This is a genomic window from Streptomyces sp. SPB162, from assembly GCF_029504575.1.
Taxonomy (GTDB): domain Bacteria; phylum Actinomycetota; class Actinomycetes; order Streptomycetales; family Streptomycetaceae; genus Actinacidiphila.
Map to the genome: position 1 here is coordinate 4,183,090 of NZ_JAQFII010000001.1, position 22,307 is coordinate 4,205,396.

The 22,307-nt window shown below is 69.0% G+C and carries 29 protein-coding genes; 10 read left to right on the forward strand and 19 right to left on the reverse strand.

Annotation, left to right across the window (positions count from 1 at the left end):
• Positions 1 to 46: 46 nt before the first annotated feature.
• Positions 47 to 2,317 (reverse strand): (Fe-S)-binding protein, encoded by a 2,271-nt coding sequence (locus M2266_RS19100; RefSeq protein WP_277439276.1) that lies wholly within the window; start codon positions 2,315 to 2,317, stop codon positions 47 to 49.
• Positions 2,318 to 2,660: 343 nt separating this feature from the next.
• On the opposite strand from M2266_RS19100, the gene dnaK reads away from it, so the two are divergent.
• The 4 genes from dnaK to M2266_RS19120 are packed head-to-tail and all read left to right on the forward strand — an operon-like array spanning position 2,661 to position 6,863.
• Positions 2,661 to 4,517, forward strand: a complete 1,857-nt coding sequence (gene dnaK / locus M2266_RS19105) for a molecular chaperone DnaK (RefSeq protein WP_277439277.1) — start codon at positions 2,661 to 2,663, stop codon at positions 4,515 to 4,517.
• Entirely contained in the window at positions 4,514 to 5,179 is a 666-nt protein-coding gene (grpE, locus tag M2266_RS19110) for a nucleotide exchange factor GrpE (RefSeq protein ID WP_277439278.1), read from the forward strand. Before dnaK ends, grpE begins: the two co-directional genes overlap by 4 nt.
• A gap of 30 nt (positions 5,180 to 5,209) precedes the next feature.
• Positions 5,210 to 6,409, forward strand: coding sequence for a molecular chaperone DnaJ (gene dnaJ, locus M2266_RS19115; RefSeq protein ID WP_277439279.1), 1,200 nt, complete (start codon positions 5,210 to 5,212; stop codon positions 6,407 to 6,409).
• Between the two features lies 1 nt (position 6,410).
• Positions 6,411 to 6,863: a helix-turn-helix transcriptional regulator gene (locus tag M2266_RS19120; RefSeq protein ID WP_277439280.1), complete on the forward strand. Its 453-nt coding sequence runs from the start codon at positions 6,411 to 6,413 to the stop codon at positions 6,861 to 6,863.
• A gap of 60 nt (positions 6,864 to 6,923) precedes the next feature.
• Here M2266_RS19120 and M2266_RS19125 read toward each other — a convergent pair whose 3' ends face one another.
• From M2266_RS19125 to M2266_RS19165, 9 genes are read right to left on the reverse strand one after another with little or no spacing between them, the layout of a single operon-like run.
• On the reverse strand, positions 6,924 to 7,181 hold the full coding sequence (locus M2266_RS19125) for a hypothetical protein (protein WP_269268973.1): 258 nt from the start codon (positions 7,179 to 7,181) through the stop codon (positions 6,924 to 6,926).
• Positions 7,178 to 7,393 (reverse strand): hypothetical protein, encoded by a 216-nt coding sequence (locus M2266_RS19130; protein ID WP_277439281.1) that lies wholly within the window; start codon positions 7,391 to 7,393, stop codon positions 7,178 to 7,180. Before M2266_RS19130 ends, M2266_RS19125 begins: the two co-directional genes overlap by 4 nt.
• Before the next feature lie 49 nt (positions 7,394 to 7,442).
• The gene (locus M2266_RS19135; RefSeq protein ID WP_277439282.1) at positions 7,443 to 8,309 is read right to left on the reverse strand and encodes a peptidoglycan-binding protein; all 867 of its coding nucleotides are present in this window, start codon (positions 8,307 to 8,309) and stop codon (positions 7,443 to 7,445) included.
• A gap of 12 nt (positions 8,310 to 8,321) precedes the next feature.
• Positions 8,322 to 8,543 carry a hypothetical protein gene (locus M2266_RS19140; RefSeq protein WP_277439283.1) on the reverse strand — a complete coding sequence of 74 codons (222 nt, stop codon included), beginning with the start codon at positions 8,541 to 8,543 and terminating at the stop codon, positions 8,322 to 8,324.
• A gap of 48 nt (positions 8,544 to 8,591) precedes the next feature.
• A complete protein-coding gene (locus M2266_RS19145; RefSeq protein WP_277439284.1) occupies positions 8,592 to 9,206 on the reverse strand; it encodes a hypothetical protein in 615 nt (204 codons plus the stop codon).
• Entirely contained in the window at positions 9,206 to 11,602 is a 2,397-nt protein-coding gene (locus M2266_RS19150) for a hypothetical protein (RefSeq protein WP_277439285.1), read from the reverse strand. The genes M2266_RS19145 and M2266_RS19150 overlap by 1 nt, the downstream gene beginning before the upstream one ends.
• Positions 11,589 to 12,440 (reverse strand): hypothetical protein, encoded by an 852-nt coding sequence (locus tag M2266_RS19155; protein WP_277439286.1) that lies wholly within the window; start codon positions 12,438 to 12,440, stop codon positions 11,589 to 11,591. The genes M2266_RS19150 and M2266_RS19155 overlap by 14 nt, the downstream gene beginning before the upstream one ends.
• Before the next feature lie 4 nt (positions 12,441 to 12,444).
• Positions 12,445 to 13,563 (reverse strand): hypothetical protein, encoded by a 1,119-nt coding sequence (locus tag M2266_RS19160; protein ID WP_277439287.1) that lies wholly within the window; start codon positions 13,561 to 13,563, stop codon positions 12,445 to 12,447.
• Between the two features lies 1 nt (position 13,564).
• Complete coding sequence (locus M2266_RS19165; RefSeq protein ID WP_277439288.1) at positions 13,565 to 14,248, reverse strand: hypothetical protein; 684 nt, start codon at positions 14,246 to 14,248, stop codon at positions 13,565 to 13,567.
• A gap of 65 nt (positions 14,249 to 14,313) precedes the next feature.
• Here M2266_RS19165 and M2266_RS19170 point away from each other — a divergent pair, with 65 nt between their 5' ends.
• Positions 14,314 to 15,003, forward strand: coding sequence for a hypothetical protein (locus M2266_RS19170; RefSeq protein ID WP_277439289.1), 690 nt, complete (start codon positions 14,314 to 14,316; stop codon positions 15,001 to 15,003).
• 16 nt (positions 15,004 to 15,019) lie between these two features.
• Here M2266_RS19170 and M2266_RS19175 read toward each other — a convergent pair whose 3' ends face one another.
• The 7 genes from M2266_RS19175 to M2266_RS19205 all read right to left on the reverse strand — a co-directional run bounded on the left by M2266_RS19175 (position 15,020) and on the right by M2266_RS19205 (position 18,221).
• On the reverse strand, positions 15,020 to 15,397 hold the full coding sequence (locus M2266_RS19175; RefSeq protein WP_277441266.1) for a hypothetical protein: 378 nt from the start codon (positions 15,395 to 15,397) through the stop codon (positions 15,020 to 15,022).
• On the reverse strand, positions 15,394 to 15,702 hold the full coding sequence (locus tag M2266_RS19180) for a hypothetical protein (protein WP_277439290.1): 309 nt from the start codon (positions 15,700 to 15,702) through the stop codon (positions 15,394 to 15,396). Before M2266_RS19180 ends, M2266_RS19175 begins: the two co-directional genes overlap by 4 nt.
• A 111-nt stretch (positions 15,703 to 15,813) precedes the next feature.
• Entirely contained in the window at positions 15,814 to 16,383 is a 570-nt protein-coding gene (locus M2266_RS19185; RefSeq protein ID WP_277439291.1) for a phage tail protein, read from the reverse strand.
• Between the two features lie 75 nt (positions 16,384 to 16,458).
• Positions 16,459 to 16,860, reverse strand: a complete 402-nt coding sequence (locus tag M2266_RS19190; RefSeq protein WP_277439292.1) for a hypothetical protein — start codon at positions 16,858 to 16,860, stop codon at positions 16,459 to 16,461.
• Between the two features lie 301 nt (positions 16,861 to 17,161).
• Positions 17,162 to 17,365: a hypothetical protein gene (locus M2266_RS19195; protein ID WP_277439293.1), complete on the reverse strand. Its 204-nt coding sequence runs from the start codon at positions 17,363 to 17,365 to the stop codon at positions 17,162 to 17,164.
• Positions 17,362 to 17,922, reverse strand: coding sequence for a hypothetical protein (locus M2266_RS19200; RefSeq protein ID WP_277439294.1), 561 nt, complete (start codon positions 17,920 to 17,922; stop codon positions 17,362 to 17,364). The genes M2266_RS19195 and M2266_RS19200 overlap by 4 nt, the downstream gene beginning before the upstream one ends.
• Positions 17,919 to 18,221, reverse strand: coding sequence for a WhiB family transcriptional regulator (locus tag M2266_RS19205; protein WP_346780949.1), 303 nt, complete (start codon positions 18,219 to 18,221; stop codon positions 17,919 to 17,921). Before M2266_RS19205 ends, M2266_RS19200 begins: the two co-directional genes overlap by 4 nt.
• Before the next feature lie 379 nt (positions 18,222 to 18,600).
• Between M2266_RS19205 and M2266_RS19210 the strand changes: the two genes are divergently transcribed.
• From M2266_RS19210 to M2266_RS19220, 3 genes are all read left to right on the forward strand, one after another.
• Entirely contained in the window at positions 18,601 to 19,020 is a 420-nt protein-coding gene (locus M2266_RS19210; protein WP_277441268.1) for a helix-turn-helix transcriptional regulator, read from the forward strand.
• A 42-nt stretch (positions 19,021 to 19,062) separates the two neighbouring features.
• A complete protein-coding gene (locus M2266_RS19215) occupies positions 19,063 to 19,434 on the forward strand; it encodes a hypothetical protein (RefSeq protein WP_277439295.1) in 372 nt (123 codons plus the stop codon).
• 117 nt (positions 19,435 to 19,551) lie between these two features.
• Entirely contained in the window at positions 19,552 to 20,067 is a 516-nt protein-coding gene (locus tag M2266_RS19220) for an FBP domain-containing protein (RefSeq protein WP_277439296.1), read from the forward strand.
• Here M2266_RS19220 and M2266_RS19225 read toward each other — a convergent pair.
• A complete protein-coding gene (locus M2266_RS19225; protein WP_277439297.1) occupies positions 20,064 to 20,516 on the reverse strand; it encodes an ATP-binding protein in 453 nt (150 codons plus the stop codon). The two genes, M2266_RS19220 and M2266_RS19225, sit on opposite strands and share 4 nt — an antisense overlap.
• Before the next feature lie 231 nt (positions 20,517 to 20,747).
• Between M2266_RS19225 and M2266_RS19230 the strand changes: the two genes are divergently transcribed.
• Both M2266_RS19230 and M2266_RS19235 read left to right on the forward strand, forming a co-directional pair.
• Positions 20,748 to 21,629 carry a helix-turn-helix transcriptional regulator gene (locus M2266_RS19230; RefSeq protein WP_277439298.1) on the forward strand — a complete coding sequence of 294 codons (882 nt, stop codon included), beginning with the start codon at positions 20,748 to 20,750 and terminating at the stop codon, positions 21,627 to 21,629.
• Between the two features lie 11 nt (positions 21,630 to 21,640).
• Complete coding sequence (locus tag M2266_RS19235) at positions 21,641 to 21,838, forward strand: DUF397 domain-containing protein (protein ID WP_277439299.1); 198 nt, start codon at positions 21,641 to 21,643, stop codon at positions 21,836 to 21,838.
• Positions 21,839 to 21,871: 33 nt separating this feature from the next.
• On the opposite strand, the gene M2266_RS19240 is transcribed toward M2266_RS19235, so the two are convergent.
• A complete protein-coding gene (locus tag M2266_RS19240) occupies positions 21,872 to 22,276 on the reverse strand; it encodes a TIGR03618 family F420-dependent PPOX class oxidoreductase (RefSeq protein ID WP_277439300.1) in 405 nt (134 codons plus the stop codon).
• Between the last annotated feature and the right edge of the window lie 31 nt (positions 22,277 to 22,307).

Consider the following 22,307-nt stretch of genomic DNA (forward strand, 5'->3'; position numbering starts at 1 on the left):
CCTGCCCCCGAGCAAAGGGGCAGGCCGTCGGCGCGTGACGTGACCGTCAGGAGGTGCTGGCAGCCTCCGCGGGCTCCTCGGCGTCTACCGGTCCCGCGGGGGCCTTGACCGACTGCAGCAGCAGCTGCGAGACGTCCACGACCTGCAGGTTCTCCTTCGCCTTACCGTCGTTCTTCTTGCCGTTGACGGAGTCGGAGAGCATCACCAGGCAGAACGGGCAGGCGGTGGAGACGATGTCCGGGTTGAGGGACAGCGCCTCGTCCACGCGCTCGTTGTTGATGCGCTTGCCGATCCGCTCCTCCATCCACATGCGGGCGCCGCCGGCGCCGCAGCAGAAGCCGCGCTCCTTGTGTCGGTGCATCTCCTCGTTGCGGAGACCGGGCACCGCCTTGATGATGTCGCGCGGCGGCGTGTAGACCTTGTTGTGTCGGCCCAGGTAGCAGGGGTCGTGGTACGTGATCAGGCCCTCGACCGGGGTGACCGGGACGAGCTTGCCCTCGTCCACCAGGTGCTGCAGCAGCTGGGTGTGGTGGATGACCTCGTACTCGCCGCCGAGCTGCGGGTACTCGTTCGCGATGGTGTTGAAGCAGTGCGGACAGGTCGCGACGATCTTCTTCTTGGCCTTCTCGACGACGACGCCTTCTTCCCCTCCCTCACCTGGGGCGGACTCACCGAACGCCATGTTCAGCATCTCGACGTTCTGCTGGCCGAGCTGCTGGAAGAGGAACTCGTTGCCCAGGCGGCGGGCGGAGTCGCCCGTGCAGTTCTCCTCGCCGCCCATGATGGCGAAGGAGACACCGGCGATGTGCAGGAGCTCGGCGAAGGCCTTGGTGGTCTTCTTCGCGCGGTCCTCCAGGGAGCCCGCGCAGCCGACCCAGTACAGGTACTCGGTCTCGGAGAGGTCCTCGATGTCCTGGCCCACGACCGGGACCTCGAAGTCGACCTCCTTGACCCAGGCCAGCCGCTGCTTCTTCGCCAGGCCCCAGGGATTGCCCTTCTTCTCCAGGTTCTTGAGCATCGTCCCGGCCTCGCTCGGGAACGCGGACTCGATCATCACCTGGTAGCGCCGCATGTCGACGATGTGGTCGATGTGCTCGATGTCGACCGGGCACTGCTCGACGCAGGCGCCGCAGGTGGTGCAGGACCACAGGACGTCCGGGTCGATGACGCCGTTCTCCTCGGCGGTGCCGATGAGCGGGCGCTCGGCCTCCGCCAGGGCGGCGGCCGGTACGTTCGCCAGCTGCTCCGGCGTCGCCTTCTCGTTGCCCTCGGCGTCCTTGCCGCCACCCGCGAGCAGGTACGGCGCCTTGGCGTGCGCGTGGTCGCGCAGCGACATGATCAGGAGCTTGGGGGAGAGCGGCTTGCCGGTGTTCCAGGCGGGGCACTGCGACTGGCAGCGGCCGCACTCGGTGCAGGTGGAGAAGTCGAGCAGGCCCTTCCAGGAGAAGTGCTCGATCTGCGAGACGCCGAACTGGTCGTCCTCGCCCGGGTCTTCGAAGTCGATCGGCACGCCGCCCGACGCCATCGGCTGCAGCGCGCCGAGCGCCACGTCCCCGTCCGCCTCGCGCTTGAACCAGATGTTGGGGAAGGCGAGGAAGCGGTGCCAGGCGACACCCATGTCCGTCTTCAGCGCGACCGTGATCATCCAGATGAAGGACGTGCCGATCTTGATCATCGCGGTGAGGTAGATCAGGTTCTGCAGGGTGCTGACGTCCGTGCCCCGGAAGGCGGCGACCAGGGGGTACGAGGCGAAGTACGCGGCCTCGTAGCCGTGGACGCCGGCGAGGGCGCCCTCCAGGCCGCGCAGGGTCATGATCGCGAGACCGATGATGAGGATGACGGCCTCGACGAAGTACGCCTGGCCGAAATTGGAGCCCGCGAACCGGGACTTGCGGCCGGCCCGGGTCGGCAGCGAGAGCTGCCGGATGACGATCAGCGTGAGGATGCCGAGCGTCGTCATCAGCCCGATGAACTCGACGAAGATCTCGTACGGCAGCCAGTGGCCGATGATCGGCAGCACCCAGTCGGCCTGGAAGAGCTGGCCGAACGCGTTGACCAGGGTCGCCACGAGCGAGAAGAACCCGACGGCGACGAACCAGTGGGCGACGCCGACGATGCCCCAGCGGTTCATCCGGGTGTGCCCGAGGAACTCCTTGGCCACGGTGACGGTGCGCTGCACGGGCTCATCGGTGCGGGTGCCGGCGGGTACGTTCTGGCCGAGCTTCACGAAGTGGTAGATCTGCGCGATGGCTCGGCCGAACAGTGCCGCGCCGACCGCGGCGAGTACCAGCGACACAAGGATCGCGGCGAGTTGCATTTCGGGGCTCCTCGGGCCTGCGAGAGCGGGGATTACTAAGCGGTAACTTATCCAGTCTCCCGCTGAGATTACCCGGGATGGGTGGCCGCATACAGCTGCCCAGCCGGTGATCTGTGTCGCTGTGTCACCGATGGCCCATCCGGGCCTACTGAGGGCCGGTCGCGTAGATCCATTCTGGCCCCAGCCCTCGAAGGAAAGCCCAGGTCAGGGCCCTGAAAGTGCCGCTGTGAGCGATCAAACAGTCGAAGAGTTGAGCCCCCTCCACTCAGCTCTGTTGACAGGTTTCGCTCTCTGATGCACGCTTGAGCCAGTTCCACTCAAGTCGGTAGCTGGAGGATTCACCATGGCACGTGCGGTCGGCATCGACCTGGGCACGACTAATTCCGTCGTCAGCGTTCTCGAAGGCGGCGAGCCCACCGTCATCACCAACGCAGAGGGCGCCAGGACCACGCCGTCCGTCGTCGCCTTCGCCAAGAACGGCGAGGTGCTCGTCGGCGAGGTCGCCAAGCGCCAGGCAGTCACGAACGTCGACAGGACGGTCCGGTCGGTCAAGCGCCACATGGGCACCGACTGGAAGATCAACGTTGACGGCAAGGACTTCAACCCGCAGCAGATGAGCGCCTTCATCCTGCAGAAGCTGAAGCGCGACGCCGAGGCCTACCTCGGGGAGAAGGTCCAGGACGCGGTCATCACCGTCCCGGCCTACTTCAACGACTCCGAGCGCCAGGCGACCAAGGAGGCCGGTGAGATCGCGGGCCTCAACGTCCTGCGCATCGTCAACGAGCCGACGGCCGCCGCCCTCGCCTACGGCCTCGACAAGGACGACCAGACCATCCTCGTCTTCGACCTCGGTGGCGGCACCTTCGACGTCTCGCTGCTCGAGATCGGCGACGGCGTCGTCGAGGTGAAGGCCACCAACGGTGACAACCACCTCGGTGGTGACGACTGGGACCAGCGGGTCGTCGACTACCTGGTGAAGCAGTTCGCCAACGGTCACGGCGTGGACCTCTCCAAGGACAAGATGGCCCTCCAGCGCCTCCGCGAGGCCGCTGAGAAGGCGAAGATCGAGCTGTCCTCGTCCACCGAGACCTCGATCAACCTGCCGTACATCACGGCGTCCGCCGAGGGCCCGCTGCACCTGGACGAGAAGCTCACCCGCGCCCAGTTCCAGCAGCTCACCGCGGACCTCCTGGACCGCTGCAAGAACCCGTTCAACAACGTCATCAAGGACGCCGGCATCCAGCTGTCCGAGATCGACCACGTCGTTCTGGTCGGTGGCTCCACCCGTATGCCCGCCGTCGCCGAGCTCGTCAAGGAGCTGACCGGCGGCCAGGACGCCAACAAGGGCGTGAACCCGGACGAGGTCGTCGCCATCGGCGCCGCACTGCAGGCCGGTGTCCTGAAGGGCGAGGTCAAGGACGTCCTGCTGCTCGACGTCACCCCGCTGTCCCTGGGTATCGAAACCAAGGGCGGCATCATGACGAAGCTCATCGAGCGCAACACCACGATCCCGACCAAGCGCTCCGAGATCTTCACGACGGCCGAGGACAACCAGCCGTCCGTGCAGATCCAGGTCTACCAGGGCGAGCGCGAGATCGCCGCGTACAACAAGAAGCTCGGGATGTTCGAGCTGACCGGTCTGCCGCCGGCCCCGCGCGGGATGCCGCAGATCGAGGTCACCTTCGACATCGACGCGAACGGCATCATGCACGTCGGCGCCAAGGACCTCGGCACCGGCAAGGAGCAGCGCATGACCGTCACCGGTGGCTCCGCGCTGCCGAAGGACGACATCGACCGCATGATGCGCGAGTCCGAGCAGTACGCGGAGGAGGACCACAAGCGCCGCGAGGCCGCCGAGACCCGCAACCAGGCAGAACAGCTCGTCTACCAGACGGAGAAGTTCATCGCCGACAACACGGACAAGCTCCCGGCGGACGTGAAGGAAGAGGTCGAGACGACCGTCGCGGACCTCAAGGAAGCGCTCAAGGGCGAGGACGTCGCCGCGATCCGCGAGGCCACCGAGAAGGTCGCCGCCACCAGCCAGAAGCTCGGCACGGCGCTGTACGCCAACGCCCAGGCCGAAGGCGCCGGCGCCGCCGGTCCCGAGGACGCCGCGGGTGCCGGCCAGGCCCAGGCCGACGACGACGTCGTCGACGCCGAGATCGTGGACGAGGACAAGCCGAAGGACGGTGCCGCGTGACGGAGGAGTCGAAGGGCTTCGACAAGGAGCCCGACGTCCCCTCCGATGCCGCGGAGTCCGAGAGCGCGACGCCCGACAACGAAGCGGCGAAGGCCGCCGGTTCCGCCCCTGAGGCGGAGCCGGCGGCCCCGGCCGAGGACGCGAATCAGATCACCGGCCTGAAGGCCCAGCTGGACCAGTCCCGCAGCGCGCTCACCGAGCGCACCGCGGACCTCCAGCGGCTCCAGGCGGAGTACCAGAACTACCGGCGCCGGGTGGACCGGGACCGCATCGCGGTCAAGGAGGTCGCTGTCGCGAACCTGCTGACCGAGCTGCTCCCGGTACTCGACGACATCGGCCGCGCGCGGGATCATGGCGAACTGGTCGGCGGCTTCAAGTCCGTCGGCGAGTCGTTGGAGACCGTGGTGGCCAAGCTGGGCCTGCAGCAGTTCGGCAAGGAGGGTGAGCCCTTCGACCCGCTGGTGCACGAGGCCCTCATGCACAGTTACTCGCCGGATGTCACGCAGACCACCTGCGTGCAGATCCTGCAGCCCGGCTACCGGATCGGTGAACGGACCATCCGCCCGGCCCGCGTCGCCGTCGCCGAGCCCCAGCCGGGCGCGGCGGGCAAGGGCGAGGACGAGTCGTCTGACGAGGAGAGCGGTGGCCCGGACGAGGGCTGACGCGACACACGGGAAGGAGGGACGGCGAGGATGAGCATCAGCAGGGACTTGTACGAGAAGGACCTCTACAAGGTCCTCGGCGTCCCGAAGGACGCGACCGAGGCGGAGATCAAGAAGGCGTACCGGAAACTCGCCCGCGAGTTCCACCCGGACGCCAACAAGGGCGACGCCAAGGCCGAGGAGCGCTTCAAGGAAATCTCCGAGGCCAACGACGTCCTGTCCGACGCCAAGCGCCGCAAGGAGTACGACGAGGGCCGCGCGCTGTTCGGCAACGGCGGGCTGCGCAGCGGTCCGGGCGGCGCCGGCGGCCAGGGCGGTTTCGGCTTCGACCTGGGCGACCTCTTCGGAGGCGCCCAGGGCGGCGGCCAGCAGACCGGCCAGGCGGGCGGTTTCGGCGGCGGTCTCGGTGATGTCTTCGGCGGTCTGTTCAACCGGGGTGCCGGTGGTACCGGCACCCGCGTCCAGCCGCGCCGCGGCCAGGACATTGAGTCCGAGGTGACGCTCAGCTTCACCGAGGCGGTGGACGGGGCGACGGTCCCGCTCCGGATGTCCAGCCAGGCGCCGTGCAAGGTCTGCTCCGGCACCGGCGACAAGAACGGCACCCCCAGGGTCTGCCCGACATGCGTCGGCACCGGCCAGGTCTCGCGCGGCGGCGGTGGCGGCTTCTCGCTCACCGACCCGTGCGTGGACTGCAAGGGCCGCGGGCTCATCGCCCAGGACCCCTGCGACGTCTGCAAGGGCAGCGGGCGCGCCCGCAGCTCCCGCACCATGCAGGTCAGGATCCCCGCGGGGGTCACCGACAACCAGCGGATCCGGCTGCGCGGCAAGGGTGCGCCGGGCGAGCGCGGCGGCCCGGCCGGCGATCTGTACGTCGTCGTCCATGTCGCCAAGCACCCCGTGTTCGGACGCAAGGACGACAACCTCACCGTCACCGTCCCGGTCTCCTATCCGGAGGCGGCGCTCGGCGGCGAGATCAAGGTACCGACGCTCGGCGGTCCACCGGTCACCCTGAAGCTGCCCCCGGGCACGCCGAACGGGCGTACTCTGCGGGCCCGCGGCAAGGGCGCCCTGCGCAAGGACGGCAGCCGCGGCGACCTGCTGGTCACCGTGGAGGTCGCGGTACCGGAGACGACCGAGGGCAAGGCGCTCGACGCGCTGGAGTCCTACCGGGAGGCCACGGCGGAGTTCGACCCGCGGGCGGAACTCTTCAAGGCCGCGAAGGGAGCCTGACATGGACGGCATGCGTGGCGGTCGGATGCGTCATCCGTACCAGTTGACCGAGGAGTCACCGGTCTACGTCATCTCGGTGGCGGCCCAGCTCTCCGGGTTGCACCCGCAGACGTTGCGCCAGTACGACCGTCTCGGCCTGGTATCACCCGACCGCACCGCCGGCCGTGGCCGTCGCTACTCGGCCCGCGACATCGAGCAGCTGCGCGAGGTGCAGCGGCTGTCGCAGGACGAGGGCATCAACCTCGCCGGCATCAAGCGCATCATCGAACTGGAGAACCAGGTGGCCGCGCTCCAGGCGCGCGTCGCCGAGCTCGCGGCAGCCGCCGAAGGCATGTCGGCCGCCATCCAGCAGCGTGAGGCCGCCGTGCACGCCTCCTACCGCCGCGACCTGGTCCCGTACCAGGAGCGCCAGACCACCGCGCTGGTCGTCTGGCGCCCCAAGCGGAACGACTGACCACGCACGAGGAAGCCCGGCACCCTCGGGGGGTGCCGGGCTTCCGCGCGTACCGGCGAGTCAGAGGCCGCGTGCCTGCCACAGCGCCACGCCGAGCGCGGCGCAGGAGGTCAGGGCCGCCACCGACGGCAGCGGCCAGCGGGACCGCTCCAGCCGGTCGAGACGCTGCTCGTGCTCGGCGAGCGCCTTGTCGGCCTGGTCGGCGCGCTGCAGCAGGAGCGCAAGGTCACCCCGGGTGGTGGCGAACCCGACGTCGACCGACCGGCGCAGCCGCTCCAGTTCGACCGCGACCCCCAGGCTCTCCAACTCCCGTGTCACGGTCGTCCCTCCCTCCGCAGCCAGGACGGCAACAGTCGCTCCACGGCCGGCACCGACATCAGCCGGCTGAGCACGGCAGCCCCGGCGACGGCCGCCGCGAGGACCGGCACGTCGGCCACCCCCGGATCGTCGGCGAGCATCGGCAGCGCGGCGAGCAGCGCGAACGCGGCCTGTACGGCGGTGCGCAGTGGTCTGCGCAGGGAATCCCTCATGTGCGTTCAACCTCTTCCTCCGTCAACGGGCGCGCCCGTCGGGGCGTTCTCAGGTGTGCGGGACACGCAACCGGTCCCAACTGGCCCGCCCCGGAATGCCGTCGGCGTCGCCACCGCGGTAGCCGAGCTTGCGCTGCCAGGCGGCGTACGACTCCTGGTCGGCCCCCGTCCACACCGGGCCCGGCCCCTGGACGTACCGGCCGCACCCTTCGGCGACCAGCCGCCGTCCGACGGCGGTGACCAGCGGGCCGGTTCGCCCCGGGGTGAAGAATCCGGCGCCGGGGAACGGCTCGTAGGCCGGTTGTGGCGCCGGCTGCGGGGAGGGCCCGGGGCGGGCGCCGAGCCGCGCGGTGACGCGGTCGCGCATGGCCGGCATGGAGAACGACGGGTCGTCCTTGCGCCGCGTCCACTCCTTGTGGCCGATCACGCTCGCCCCGTGCCAGCCGTGCGCGCGGCAGATCGCGGCCGACACCCGCTCGGCGGCGTCCAGTTGGGCCGGCGGGTACGGATCGCGGCCGTCACCGCGGTTCTCGATCTCGAAGCCGTAGAAGTGGACGTTGCCGTCGACGGCGTCGGGACCCGGCCGGGCGGGCTGCGCGGATTCGCTGACGACCGCGTCGTACGCGGCCTGGGAGCCGCGGCCCGCGTGGTTGGTGCGGCCGTAGCCGACGAGGTGCACCCGGCCGTCCTTGGCGATCACTCCGATGCACAGGGGCCCCGGCAGTTCGGGGTAGCCCGTGCGGCAGAAGTCGATGCTGTCGGTGCCCGCGGTGTGATGCAGCATCACACCGTTGACCGGGCCCCAGGCGCCGATGTGGTTGCGGTTGTGGGTGGACCAGCTGTCGTGCTCGGTGACCTGGACGCCCTCGGCGCGCAGCGCGCGCAGGAAGCCGTCCGCGGACAGGGGAGTCGTCATGGGAACGCCTCCTCAGGCGGCCGGAGAGCCGAAGCCGAACGGCTCGGCGCTGAGAACGGGGACCGCGGCGCCGTCGTCACCGGTGCCGGCCGGCGCACCGGCACCGATCTGCACGGGGTCGCGCAGCAGCAGGTAGCGGGAGAGCTGCGTGGCGACCGTGTCGGCGAGCTGACGCAGCTGGTCGTCGGTGAGGGTGACGGAGGTGGCGGGGGTCTGCGGGATGGAATCGGGCATGGCGGAACTCCTCACGGGAGCGGGCGAAAGTGGACGGAGGCCTCGGACTCAGTCGAGGAAGAAGAACGATCCGTCGGGAAAACCGACGTAGGTGTATCCGGCGACGGTGTTCTGGCCGAGGTTGCGGACCAGCCCGGCGGGAGTGATCTCCAGCCGGGTGGTGCCCTCCTGGTTGTAGTTGGCGGTGACGACGTCCGAGCAGATGGCGGCGATGCCGGCGATGGCGGCGGGCCGGGCGCCGGCCGGCAGGGTCAGCAGGGTCGACGCGCGGGGGATGACGCCGGCCGTCGCGGGCGAGAGCCAGCCGCGCAGGTGCACTTGGTTGTCGATCTTCCGGTACTGCGGCACGGGGTAGCCGGTCTGGCCGGTGATTCCGGCCACGAAGCCGGTGCCCGGCGTGAGCGTCTGCCAGCCGCTGTCGACGGGCTCGTGCACGTTCACCCAGCCGGTGCCGTTGTAGACGGTGAGCAGGGCGGGCGTGTTGAGCCAGGCGACCATGCCGGCCTGCGGCGCGGTCACCTTCGCCGTGCGGTCGGCGGCGTCCGCGAAGCGCAGTACCGCACGGCCGTCCAGCGCCGTGGCCAGGGACTGCAGGTGCGCCGGAATGTCGGCGGCGTCGGACGGTGCGGGGTAAGGGAGTTGGCAGAGCGGGGTCAGGTACATCAGAGGTACTCCTTGAGGGCGCGGTAGGAGGTGCCGGTCAGTTCCGACAGGGCCGCGTGCGCGCTCTTGATCTCGGCGTAGGTGCGCAGCCGGCTCGCGTCCGGGTCGGTGGGCGGGTCGGCGGCGAGCCACAGGTCGTAGGGCGTTCCGTTGTACGAGGTGCCGCGCAGGGTGAGCGTCTGCTGCACGGGTGTGCCGGGCACGGCGGAGGTGTGGATGCCGATCACGTAGGCGAGGGTGTCGAGTTCCGCGCCCGTGCCGTCCACGACCCGGACGACGTCCCCGAGCTGTACGCGCGGGTCGTACAGCACCTCGACCTCGGAGAGGGTCGGCACCGGGAAGCTGCCCACGTCCCGGAGGGTGTTCGCCAGCTTCTGCGCGGTGGCTCCGTCCTGGACCCATTCGGCACCCGTCGCGGTGTACTGCTGCAGGCCGTAGTACTTCTGGCTGTCGGTGTTCCAACTGGCGCGGCTGTACTGGGCGGGCGTGCCGTTCGCCTTGAGCGGGCCGACCACGATGGACGGCTTGCCGTCCTTGGTGGTCGTCCAGAGGGTCTTGGTGCCGCGGTTGGTGAAGCGCAGCACCATGTTGGTGGCGACCCGGCGGACCGAGACGAGCACGGCGCCCTTGACGGCCGCACCGCCGGACACGTCCTTCACGTAGGCGTCGCCGAAACGGACCCGGCTGCCGCCCGTGAGCGGGGCCGCGTCGTCGTACGGGACCGGAGGGCCGACCTCGAACCCCTCGTCGGGAACGGGGTAGGGGACGTCCACCGAGCGGCCCGGCGGGATCTGCAGCACGCCGTCGGGGTTGAACTCGTCGCTGTAGTCGTACCCCAGGGGCGACCAGTTCTGGTAGGGCTGCTCGCAGTAGTTGCGGCAGGCGTCCATCTCCTCGGAGACGGTCAGGGCCGCGATCTCCCGCAGGGACGTGACGGTCAGGTCGGGGGCGGTCGGTGGCCGCGACAGCCGCAGGTAGTTCCGCCAGCGGAAGACCCCGTACTCGTCGAACTCGGCGGTGGACATACTGACCCGCGCTATCTCGCTGATCGCCTCCCACTGGGAGCCGGACACCCGGGGAAGGGTGAGGAGCGGCAGCACGGGGTCGTCCAGCGCGACGGACTTCGTGATCACGCCGTGCGTCGCGAAGTCCGCGAAGGTGAAGGACGACGGGATGCGGGTGGTGATCTGGACGGCCTCGGTCGCCATGTCGGTGATCAGCTGCACGCTGCTGAGCTCGGCGTCCGGCTGCGTGGCCGACGGGTCGACGTAGGTGCTCGAGCTGCCCAGCAGCCGTACGCCGTCCGGACCGACGAGCATCGGCTGGACGGTCGGCATCGTGCCACCCGCCGCGGCGGCCGGCGTGACGAGCACGGCGAGGTGCCAGGCGCCCTTCAGACGGGCCAGCACGTCCCAGCGCCACAGGAAGTACCACCCGGTGCTGCCTTCGGTGCCCGACTCGAGGAAGACCTGGCCGGTCGAGAAGTCGAACTTGAACGAGAGGTAGCCCCACCCGGCACCCCGCCGGTCGAGCCGCAGCCGCAGCTCGACCACGTCGCCCGGACCGCTCCCACTGTTCACATGGGTCTCGACCAGCCAGCGGTCGGCGCTCGGTGTGAGCAGCCGGCTGCGCGGGACCCACGCCATCGACAGTCCCCGGGCCTTGGGCCGCAGCGCCATGGTGTAGGGCGCGCCCTCCCGGACGTAGGTGTACGCGTTGGGGTCGGGTACGGTCTCGGGCTGGCCGAAGGTGGAGTTCACCCCGCCGTGCAGGGAGGCGTACAGCACGGTGAACATGCTGGAGTCGCCCTGCCCGTTGGCGTCGAGCGCGTCGGCCTCCGGTGCGCGCGGCGGCTGGCAACTGGTCAACCCGCCCTGGCGCAGGAGCTCGTCCACGCACCAGACCTCGGAGGCGATCGGCCGCTTCCAGCCGAACCCGGCGTACGGGTTGTTGAACTGCGCCGGCCCGCGCAGCCGTTCCGCGCCGTCGAGCGCCGTGATGTGCACCGTGTCGCCGCCGGAGGCCGCGCTGCGGGAGCGGACCGTGCCGCGGAATACGGGCAGGTCCCGGCCGTCGAGCCCGGCCGCGTGCACCACCGTCTGGCCCGGCCGGACGACGTCGCCCTGGAGCCGGGGCGCCCAGGGGGAGTAGAGCCGCGGCGCGGAGTCCCGCTCCGTGCCGGAGATGTCCAGGTCCAGCTGGGCGGAGGAGCTGCCGGAGAAGGCGCGCATGGCAGCGGGCAGATCGGTGTTGTAGGAGCGTTCCACGGACCAGGACTGGAGCCGGCCGCCGGCCAGTTCACCGCCGAGGACCGCACCGCCGAGTCGGGTGTTGTGGCTGGGTATCCGCTCTCCGGCGGCGAGCGCCGCGGCGAGCTTCGGATCAGCGGATCGCACTGTTCACCTCCACCAGGTCGATCGAGATGTTGCGGTGCGGAAGGCGCGGCGCGGGGGTGTCGGTGTAGGAGGTGACACACATCGCGGGGCACCCGTCGCCCGGCGTACCGGCGATCGCCGGTCCGTCGACGGCCAGGCAGGCACCGTCGAGGCCCAGCAGGCCGGTGACCTCGCCCGGAACGCCGAGCAGCGTGACGAAGCACGCGCCGGCCGGGACATCCGCGGTGACGCTCCGGCCGGTCGCCTTCGAAGTGGACAGGTAGTCGCCCGACGGACCCTTCCAGTCCAGCTGCGCGGTGCAGCGGGCCTCGTTCCACCCGTTGGGCAGCTGCCAGGAGACCCGCATGCCGGCGGCCACCGGCCAGCCGGGCCAGGTGCCGTGCTGCCATCCGATGGTGTCGTCCACGGCCTTGGTGGACGCGATCCACCCGTTGCCCACGAACGGGGTGAACGTCACCGCGCCCTTGGCCGCGAACCAGGGCCTTTCGGACAGCGAGGGGCCGGAGCGGCCCGCCGCCTGCAACGCGCCCAGCAGGTTCGCCGCCGCCGGATCGATCAGCGCGACCGGGCCGGGCTCCAGGTTGTCCTTGGTCCAGGAGCCGAAACTGGTCACCCGGCGCGCCAGCTGATCCAGGTGCCGGGCGTCCTCCGGCAGCAGCCAGTCCCACGACAGCTTGGTGCGGCGCGGGGTGAAACGGGCCCGTGACAGCGTCACCGTGCCGTCCAGCGCGCGGAACTCCGTCACCCCGAGATCCGCGCTGCGGTCCCACGAACGAGCGGCCTGCGTGATCTCACGCAGGCCGCTCACAGGGGAACCGATCCATAGATTGCTGCTCATACGCTCACCTCCGTGCGAGCTGGCGCTGTCCGACGAGGACCGCGCGGGCGATGGTCTGTGAGTCGACCCGTACTTCGACGGGCCGTTCGGCCAGCCGCTCCACGGCCTGCGCGAGCCGGTGCATCGCGGCCGCCCCGGCCGGCGATCCCTGCCCCAGCACCCGCTCCAACTTGCTGAGTGGGATGACGGCCTCGGCCTCCCCGGCCTCGCCGAGCAGCGCCAGCCGGCCGCCGGCGCGTGGCTGGACGACACCGCCGTCGGCGAGCTGCGGGATCTGGGGAATCTGGGGGATGTGCACCCCGAAGTGCTTGCCGCCGTAGTGCGGCACCCAGTCGGGAACGGTGAAGCTGATTCCGTTGAGGGCGCCGATCATGCCGTTCAGCATGTTGATCAGCGAGCGCGGCAGGAACGTGTACGCGTTCGCCAGGCCCTTGATCAGCGGCACCAGGAAGTCCTTGGCGCTCGACGCGCCGGACTTGATCCCCTTCCAGGCGAGCGCCATGCCCTTCTTGAGCAGGGCGGTGACCTTGTCCATGTTGATGAACTGCGTGATCAGCGGCGCCAGCAACGTCATGACCAGCCCGAACGGGCTCGCCGCCATGGTCAGGTTGAGCCCCTTCTGCGCGAGGCTCGCCCCCTTGAGCCCCTTCCCGAGCCCACCCATGGCCTTCCCGGTCCCGTCGGCGCCCTTACCGGCCTTGCCGACCGACTTCTCGACGGCGTCGGCCTGCGACCGCACATCCTTGAGCGCCGCGTGCGACCCGCCCGCGGCGGTCTTCAGCCGGTCCAGCGAGGCCTTGAGCTTGTCCGCCCCGCCCTTGGCCTTCCCGAGGGAGCTGTCGGTGGTGGTGAGTGTGGTTTTGAGCTGGTTGAGCCCGGAACCGCCCTGGGTGGCGGAGGTCCGCAACTTTCCGAGGGAGGTACTGAGACGGTCGCCGCCGTCCTTCATGCGGAGCAGGGCGGGATTGGCCTGCGTGGCCGCGACCTTGGCCTGGTTGGTCCCGGTGCCGGCCTGACCGGCAGCGGACCTTATGCGCTGTAGAGCGGCTGAGAGCTGCCCGGCGGCGGAACCCAGTCTGCGAAACGAAGCGGTCGAATTATTCAGTGACGTTATCAATGTCATGTCAGACGCTACCCAATGATTTGATGAGCTCGTCAACAGCGCCACGCAGCAATTTCACGTCGCCGGCGACGCCTCGTACGGTAGGGCTTGCCGTATCAATGCCCCGGACGGCATTCTTCCGTTGCTTATCGGTTCCTGCTGCGAGCCGGTTTTTTGGGTCATCCTGTGCTCGCTTGAGAGACTCGGCCGAGTTCTTCAGAGCCGTCTGCAGCTTTTCGATACTGTTTCCGTGGGTCGTGACGGTCTCGCTGATCTTATCGAATCTTTCCTCGGCTCCCAAAGAGTACTTTTCTGCGGCAGCCTTTGCCTTTGCTATCACCTTCTCTTTCTCGGAGCGCATCTTGTTTTCGAGATCTTTTACGCGATCGGTGATGAATTTGGGCCATGGCCTCGCCGCGCCGAGAACGGAGAGGCCCTTCTCGTCGACTTTTATGATACTGGGGTCGACTTTGAGAAATTGTCCAGTGAGGACGACGCCGACGAGCATGTAGCGGACGCTTTTGATCTTCTCCTTCAGGGATTCAAGCGTCGAATTGACGACCTGAAGGTCGGAGACGGTTTGCTTGTTGGACACGTCCAGGTTGACAACCCACGTGGTGAGCGTGCCCAGCGAATTTTTTATCGTGCTGATTCCTGTTTCTGCAGCTTTGAGGTCTCTATCTACTTCTGGCAGACTTCGTGTCATTTGTAACAGACTCCAATTTTGCCGATGGCTCCTGATGGTCGGCGATCGGGCGCTAGCATTTGGCCATGGATCATGTGAAGCGCGTCAGGAGAGTGATCCGGCGATCTGCGCCCGGCATGGAGGGAGCGCGTGTCATATTCATCTCCCCTGCTGGGGGTTTCTTTAACGGGAAGTATTCGACCGGATATCTCGTCAAACGTGCTGCAGCCATTTCGGAAGCGCTGACGCCGGGCGCGGGACTTGAAGTCGTATATTACGGCGGCACGGCTGCTGACATTGTACGAACCCCGGTGGTCCACCTCGAACAAGTGGATCAGTGGATTTCCGAGTGGGCGACCCTCCCAAATAGCGGGCATGTGCTGGGTCCGCGGCGCCCGTCAAGTAAAATAGAGGAAATCCTCGACCGGGGCGACTCGAGGGCGGGTAGCGACATGGTATCTGCCGTATCCTTTGTGGGAAATACATTCCCCGGCGACCGGAAGGCGCAGCTCGTGATATTTCGCATGGCTGCACTCGGCACGAAGGAAGCAATCAGGAAAATTGCCGAAGGTTCACCGACGAATACATTCTGGCAATGCTTCTCCGACGCGGACGATGCGGGCTCTGAATGGTCGGAGCGGTCCGCCCGGCGAGGGGGGTTGCTGCCGAACCTCTGGTACTACTCCGGCGAGTACTGGAGCTATCGGGCCATCACGCTGGGTTTCCGTCGGTGGGCTGCCAAGGGCCCCGTGGACAATGTGCGGTTTCCCCGTTGAGGAAGGGTGCGGTGAGTCAGCCGAAGAAGCGGGCGAGGGCGGCCGGGCTCGGGTTCTCGGGTCCGCTCTCGTCCGGTACCGCAGGCTGTGCTCCGCCGGGGCGCGGGACCGGCTTCGGGAACTCCAGCGGATCCGTGTCCTCGTCGCGGTTGACGGTGGCGAACATCCAGTTGGACTCGGCGAGATGGTCGACCGCGGCAGCCAGCAGGTAGTCCGTCACCGACCAGTCGGCGGCTTCGCCGTGGAGTTCGCGGAGGGTGGCGCTGTCGCGGGGGAGGTGCGCGACCAGCACCGAAAGGCGGCGGCTGGAGAGCCGGCCGCGGTGCCAGTCGAGGAGGTCGAGGCCGTAATGGCGGAGGAGATCCGCCTCGAGGGCCTCGGCGTGTTCGTCTATGAACTCGCCGAGGCTGAGCCTTCCCCCAGGCCGAGCCCGGTCTCCTGGCCGTACGCCTCCAGGATTGCGCCGACGTCCTGCATCGTGACCTCGTGCTGGTCGAAGCGGTCGAACTGAGCGCTGCCGAGCAGGAGCTGGAGCAGGCCGTCGATGTCGCTGTCGTCGAGGTCGCGCAGCTTGCGGGCGGTGGAGCGGTTCAGTTCGGTGGGGAGTTCGAAGGTGTCGCCGTTGAGCTCGAAGGTCCAGGCGCGGCCGAGGGCTTCGAGGCGCTGGGCGCGGGCGGCGTTGACGTTGAAACCGGCCATGGTGCTCTCCAGTCGGGAGGACGCGGAAGGTGGGGAAGGTAGGGAGGGGCGGGCGCGGGCGGCCCGGCGCCGCCTGTGCGGTGCCGGGCCACCCGTGACCTAGGAGACGGATCAGACGTAGGCCGGGTCCTTCATCAGGATCGTGGCCAGCGGCTTGACGTCGTCCAGCGCCAGCGCCGTGAAGGTGACGCCGAGCTTGACCGCGCCGGCTCGGGTCATGGAGAGTTCCTCGGTCTCGGTGACCTGGCCGCGCGGGATGTAGAAGCGGTACGTGGCCGCCGTCCCGTCGGTGAACTCGATGCCCAGGGCGCGCTCGTCCTGCTTCGGAGTGGTGGACAGGTCGTACTTGAACTGCCCGGCCGGCGTCCCGGCGACCACCGCGTCACCGCCCATGAAGAACGGGAACGTGTCCTTGTTCAGCTGGAGCAGCTGGAACTTCACGGTCAGGTCGCGGTCGGCGTAGATGAAGCGCGCCGGGCTCACCGACTGCCAGGTCTCCACCGGGTCGAGCTTGTCCTTCTTGTTGAACTTGATGCCGTCCGTGGTGGTGTAGCCGAGGTCGCGCCACTTCGTGGCGTCCCAGGCGGCGACGGTGTCGACCGGACCGGCGGTGCCGAGCGGGGCGACGAGGATCCTGCCGGTGCCCGCTACGCGGATCTCGGCGCCGTTGTTGCCTGCCATCAGAACTCCTTGGGATATGACGAAGGCCCTGCCGTCCGGCAGGGCCCGATCAGGGGGTGGTGCGGTGGGAAGCGACTACGCGGGACGTATGGAAAGCCGCACCGTGGACAGGTAGCGGTTGCCGTTCGGCCGGTTGTAGTCAGGCAGCCAGCGCGGGCCGTCCGCCTCCGCGAGGTCGGCCACGAAAGCGCCGCCGTAGGAGGTGCCGACCACTTCGAGGAGCGCGGCCCGTGCGCTCAGGGCGACGGAGTGTGCCGTCGTCTTGTCCGGGCCGTAGACCTCGAGGTCGACCAGCGGGCGGTCCAGGTGCAGGTCGTCGGCCCACGCGCCACCGGTGCGGGAGACGAGGACGGCCTTCTGGGTGCCGTCGAAGCCGGCCGGCGGCCGGTTGTCGACGACGACCCCGGCCAACTCGGCACGGTTCTTGAGGTGATCGACGACGAGCCGTTCGACGTCGGGGAACACGATGGTGCTCACATGGATACTCCGTTCCGAAGCGAAGGCCGGAGGGGCCGGCGGCGCGGCTGCGACCCAGGGGGAGAACTGGACCGCGCCGCCGGCCGGTCGCCCGGAGTCCGGGGGGCGGAGTCCGGGCAACACAAAGCGGCAGGTTCGCCACCCGGTTCCCCGGGCGCAACTCTGCCGCTGCGCCAAGTGTGATCGAGCCTCGCGGATCCCGCAACTCGCTTTTCCGGCACGCTCGTTCGTGGCGGGCATACGACTGCCCCGCCGCGGACGGGACGCGGCGGGGCAGTCGTGTTCGGGGAGGGCCGGGGGGTCAGCCGGGCTCGTTGTCCGGGCGCGTCCGGCCGGCCCTGCGCGTCCGGCGCTCGGCAGCGAAGACGTCCTCCAGCCGGAAGAGCTGTGCCCGTCCTTGCTTGCCGGCCGGCACGAGGTACCGGAGCTGGACCCACTTACGGATGGTCGCCTGGCTGACGGAGACTTCGGCCGACGCGAGGTCGGCGGTGATCAGGGACGTCATCGGACGGCCTCCACCGGGAGGTCGGTGGCGTTCCAGCCGTGCCGGAACGCCGGGGTGTCGCCGCACGGGCAGGCGTCGTCCGGGCAGCGGCACCCCGGGTTCGCGCACAGCACCGTGCCCCGCTCGGGAAACGCGCGCAGCGACACCGAGTCGCAGAACGGGCAGCGGCCGGGGATCCGCACGATCTGCTCCGGATCCCCGAGCGCCCGGGCACAGCGCCGCGCCATCCGCCGCGCCTCCTCCAGCACGTGGGCGGAGAGGACCGGGTCCTGGTCGATACGGTCGCGGAGTCCGGCGATGCGCCGGAGCCGGTCCGGTACGGAGACCGATCGTGCGGGCCGCAGTCCGAGCCGTTCGCGGACGGCCTCCTCCAGCTCACAGACGCCGTCCGCGATGTCGCGGATGGTGTCGGAGATGAAGATCCTCATCGGAGCGGTTCCGCCTCCCGACGGGGCGGAGCCGCGCGGCCCGGTACGCCGCTGCGCGCTCGGCACCAACTCTTCGATCAGAGCGGGGTATTGGCGGATCAGGGACTCCACCCAGACGTCGGCGCTCACCACGACTCCTCAAGATCGGTTATCGCGTACGCATCGGTGGTGCGGGGCTGCCGCACCTCGCGTCCGTTACGCCACAACCGGCCACCGCTCACGCCGTCGAACCAGCTGTGCGCGGGGTCGACGACGGTTTCGCACTCCTGCCGGATCGGGCACTGATTGCAGGCGCGCAACACATCGGTAGCTTCGGAGCGTCGTAGGGCGAATACGGATTGTGGTGGAAGATTCAGACAGGCGGCGGACAGCCGCCAGTCGGCAGCTTCCTCACTTATGGGAAGAACCGGGGCTGAGGTGGGGTTTATCGGCGTACGCGGTCTTGTTCACAAGTAACCCTTCCCGACGATCTCGAACGCAAGTTCGAAAATAGCGGACGTGGATGCAGGATTGCTTGTTGCGAGCCCGCGCGCAAGTGAATGACCATGGTTGCCTCCCCATTCGGCCAATGAACCGTGAGATCCGGCCACTCGGGATCGATGAAGTCCGGTGGACCGCCACAAGACCGTGCGACCTCGCACACCTAACGTGCGCGTGCGCGCGATAACCTGCCGGTGCGATCGAGGGGAGAACACCGACATGGGGTCCACTGCGCGGACCGGCGGCGTGCGCCAGGCAGACGCGCCTGCCCGCACCGAATCACGGGCTTCCGGCCTGGAAGAATTCGCCGCCTGGATAGAAGAGATCATGCGCTCGCGCGGCTACGACATCGACAGTCCGCGCGGCGGCGGCAAGTCCAAACTCGCCGATGACGCGGGAGTGCACCGGGCGGCGGTCAGCAGGCTGCTCCAGCGGCAGAGCATGCCCGACCTCGACACGATGCGCAGGCTCTCCGCGGTGCTGCGGGTGCCGCTGCGGGACGTGCTCATCCGCTCGGGGAAGCTCTCCGAGACCGATCTGCCGATATATCCCGTCCCGGGCGACGCCGGGTACGGGACGGCTGCCGCGCCGGGGGACGGGCCGGGAGACGAGTCGGGCGCCGATCAGTGGCCCAGGCTCTCCCCGGAGGAGGCTGCACGCAGAATGGGGGTGCCTGCCGCGTTGCAGGAGATGTTCGTCAAGGTAGCCCGGCAGTTCCTTCCAGTGGCTGAACCAGGGGAGACCTGAGTCGACGGTTCTCGGGGGAGAACCGGGGTGAGAGGTGGGGGAATGGGCCGGCCCGGGGACGAACCCGAGCATCCGCAGGACGAGGTGTCCCTGGCGCTGGGCCGACTGCTCGTCGAACTGGGGGAGAAGATCCAGAGCGCCGGCGTGGACGGGGTCCAAATCCTCGCCGTGGCGGAGATCGAAGCGCGTGACCTCAGCTGGTTCCGCGCCGGCTGGGACGAGCACGCCCGCAGCATCGACGGAGACCCCGGCGAACGGCCGGAGGCGGCGAAGCCGCCGGATCCGGAGCTGAAACTGCTGCGCTTTCCCGAGTCGAGCCCCCATCCGCTCCCCATCGTCGGAGCGGACGGGGCTCCCGCCCGGCAACTGATGCCGCACCGCCCCCGCCCCCGCCCACGGCGGCGGGATGAGTAGTCCGCCGATCCGGTTCAGGTCCCTGACGGATCCGGTGCGGGTCCCTGTCGGGCCGGCCGGGGCCAGGGGCGAATATCCGGACGACACGTCCGGACCCGGCTGTTAGCGTCGGTCCTCATGGAACCGCTCGTCGAACAGCAGATCCGTGCCTCCTTCGTGAACTGTTCCAAGGGAGAAGCACGTCGCCTCAACCTGCCCCGGGACTTCGCCGACCTGCCGTGGGCAGACCTCGACTTCCTGGGCTGGCGCGACCCCGGAGCCCCGGACCGCGGCTACCTGGTGGCGGTCCACGAGGGCGGGCTCACGGGGATCACCCTGCGCAGCGCGGGCGGCGCCCGTCGCAACATGCTGCGCACCAGCCTCTGCTCGGTCTGCGTCACCAGCCACGCGAGCGGCGGCGTGGACCTCCTCGTCGCCCCGAAGGCCGGCCCCGAGGGCCGCAACGGCAACACCATCGGCACGTACATCTGCGCCGACCTGGCCTGTTCGCTCTACGTGCGCGGGAAGAAGAAGTCCGCGCTGGCCCAGCGGTTCGAGGAGACCCTCACCCTGGAGGAGCAGATCGCCAGGACGGTCCGGAACCTGGACGTCTTCCTGACGAAGGTCGTGGCGGACGGCGAAGCCGCCGCCTAAAGGGTGTTGTAGGGCCAGGCGGGACTTTTCGCAACACGGCCTAGCCCTCGTCCAGTTCGAACCACACCCCCTTCCCGGGCCCCGACCCGTGCGCGCACACCCCCCACGCCGTCGCGCAGGCGTTGAGCAGCGGCAGCCCGCGCCCGCGGTTCTTCGTCGCCCGCGGGCCGGGAGCGCGGTTCCGGCATCCCCGGCGCATCATCGGTGACCAGCACCCGCAGCGCGCCGGGCATCGAGCACTCGGCGAAGAGGGTGAGCCGGTTCTGCGTGCCGGAGCGACGGCAGGCGTTGACGGCGTTGGTGACCACTTCGGATGTCAGCAGCAGCGCGATCTCCGCGAGCGACGAGGTGTCCGAGGCGGCGAGCAGCGTCCGTACGCCCTCGCGGGCGGAGCGGACCCATACGGGGTCGGGTGGGAAGACGAGCGAGAAGTCGGTTCCATTCGGCATGGGTTCGCGCTTCCGTGGGGGCGCTGTCTCGCGGTGGCATGGCCGGGGCCAGATCCGTCGAGCCCGGTGTGCTGACGCTTCCAGCGGGTGGGTGGCTTCCCATGACGCTAGGGAACGGTCTTCTGTAGTTGCAACCGTTTCCGCATATTCCCACTCGGCCGGGTGACGGGCGAACAACACTGTGGACCAAGGGATTTGATCACGGCAGACTCCGGGCCAAGGAGGTCCCACATGCCACCCAGGAGTGTTCCCAGCGAGCGTCAGCGCCGACTGGGCGCGGAACTGCGCAAGCTGCGCAACCGGGCCGGGCTGTCGGGAGACCAGGCCGGGGCCCTGCTCGACGCGGACCGCACCCGTATCAGCAACATCGAGGCGGGCCGCATCGACGTGTCCCGCAACCGCTTGTACCTGCTGCTGCGCGAGTACGGATGCCCGAGGGGGCCGCTGTTCGACGGGCTCATGGAGATGGCCCAGGAGCGCGGGAAGGGCTGGTGGGACGAGTACTGCGACGTGATGGGACGCGACGCCCTCGATCTGGCGGAGCTGGAGTCCCGGTCGACCGCCGTACGCGTGCACGAACCGCTGTTCATCCCGGGGATGCTGCAGACGGAGGACTACGCCCGTGAGGCGATCGCCGCCGTCGGCCGGGACACCGAACGGCGCGAGCGGTACGTGCAGTTCCGGATGGCCAGGCAGCAGGCGCTCACCGGCGAGCGGCCGGCCGCTTACCACGCGGTGCTCTACGAGGCGGCGCTCCGGGTCGAGGTCGGCAGCGTGCAGATCATGCGCAAGCAGCTGCTCCGGCTGATCGAGGTCGCCCGGCTCCCGAACGTCACCCTCCAGATCTTCCCGTTCGAACACGGGCCGTACTCTGCTTTCGGCCGTCCTTTCCTCCTATTTCAGGCCGCCACACCCGAGCTGAGCACGGTGTATGTCGAGCATCCGCAGAGCGCATCGTTTGTGGGGGATGGCGGCCAAGTCGACGAATACGGCAGGATGTTCGAGAGATTGGCGGAGTTGGCCCTGCCTCCTGTAGATCCGGAGGCGGCGCCGGAGTCCCACGAAGGACGGGACTCCCTCAGCTTGATCCAGCACGTGATGTACAACCTGTGAAGGGGAGCAACATGTCCCACCTCGAATGGCAGAAGTCCACGTTCAGTACCGGTGAGCAGGGCGAATGCATCGAGGTGGCGAACGGCTCCGAGAGACTCGTCCATCTCCGCGAGAGCGACGACCCGCACACGGTCGTCACCACCACCCCCCGCGCGCTCCGCGCACTCCTCCGCGCCGCGAAGGCCGGAGCCCTCGACCACCTCTCCTGACCGACGGGGCCGGGCTCCGTCGGGCCGACGGGGTCAGGCCCTGCCCATCGCGCGGGTCAGCGCGATCTCGATGACGACGCGGTCAGGGTTGAAGGCGGGCGTCCGCGTGTAGCGCTCGGCGTAGCGGCGGACGGCGTCGGCGACGCGTTCGGGATCCGTACTGATGGTCGCGATGCCCTCCAGGGTGGCCCAGCGCCCCCTGTCGACCTGGCATGCCGCCACCCGGGCCCCGCCGGGACCCGCCGCCAGGATGTTCGCGACCTTGCGGCTCGCCTTGTTGGTGATGACGCGGGCGAGACCGGCCTCGGGGTCGTAGGTCACGCCGACCGCGACGACGTGCGGGCTGCCGTCGGGCCGTGGTGTCGTGAGGGTGCACAGGTGGTACTCGCGCCAGAAGGACAGGTACGCGGATTCGGGGTTGCGTAGGTCTCGGGCCATGGGAATGGACGGTACCCTTCCGGGGTTGAGT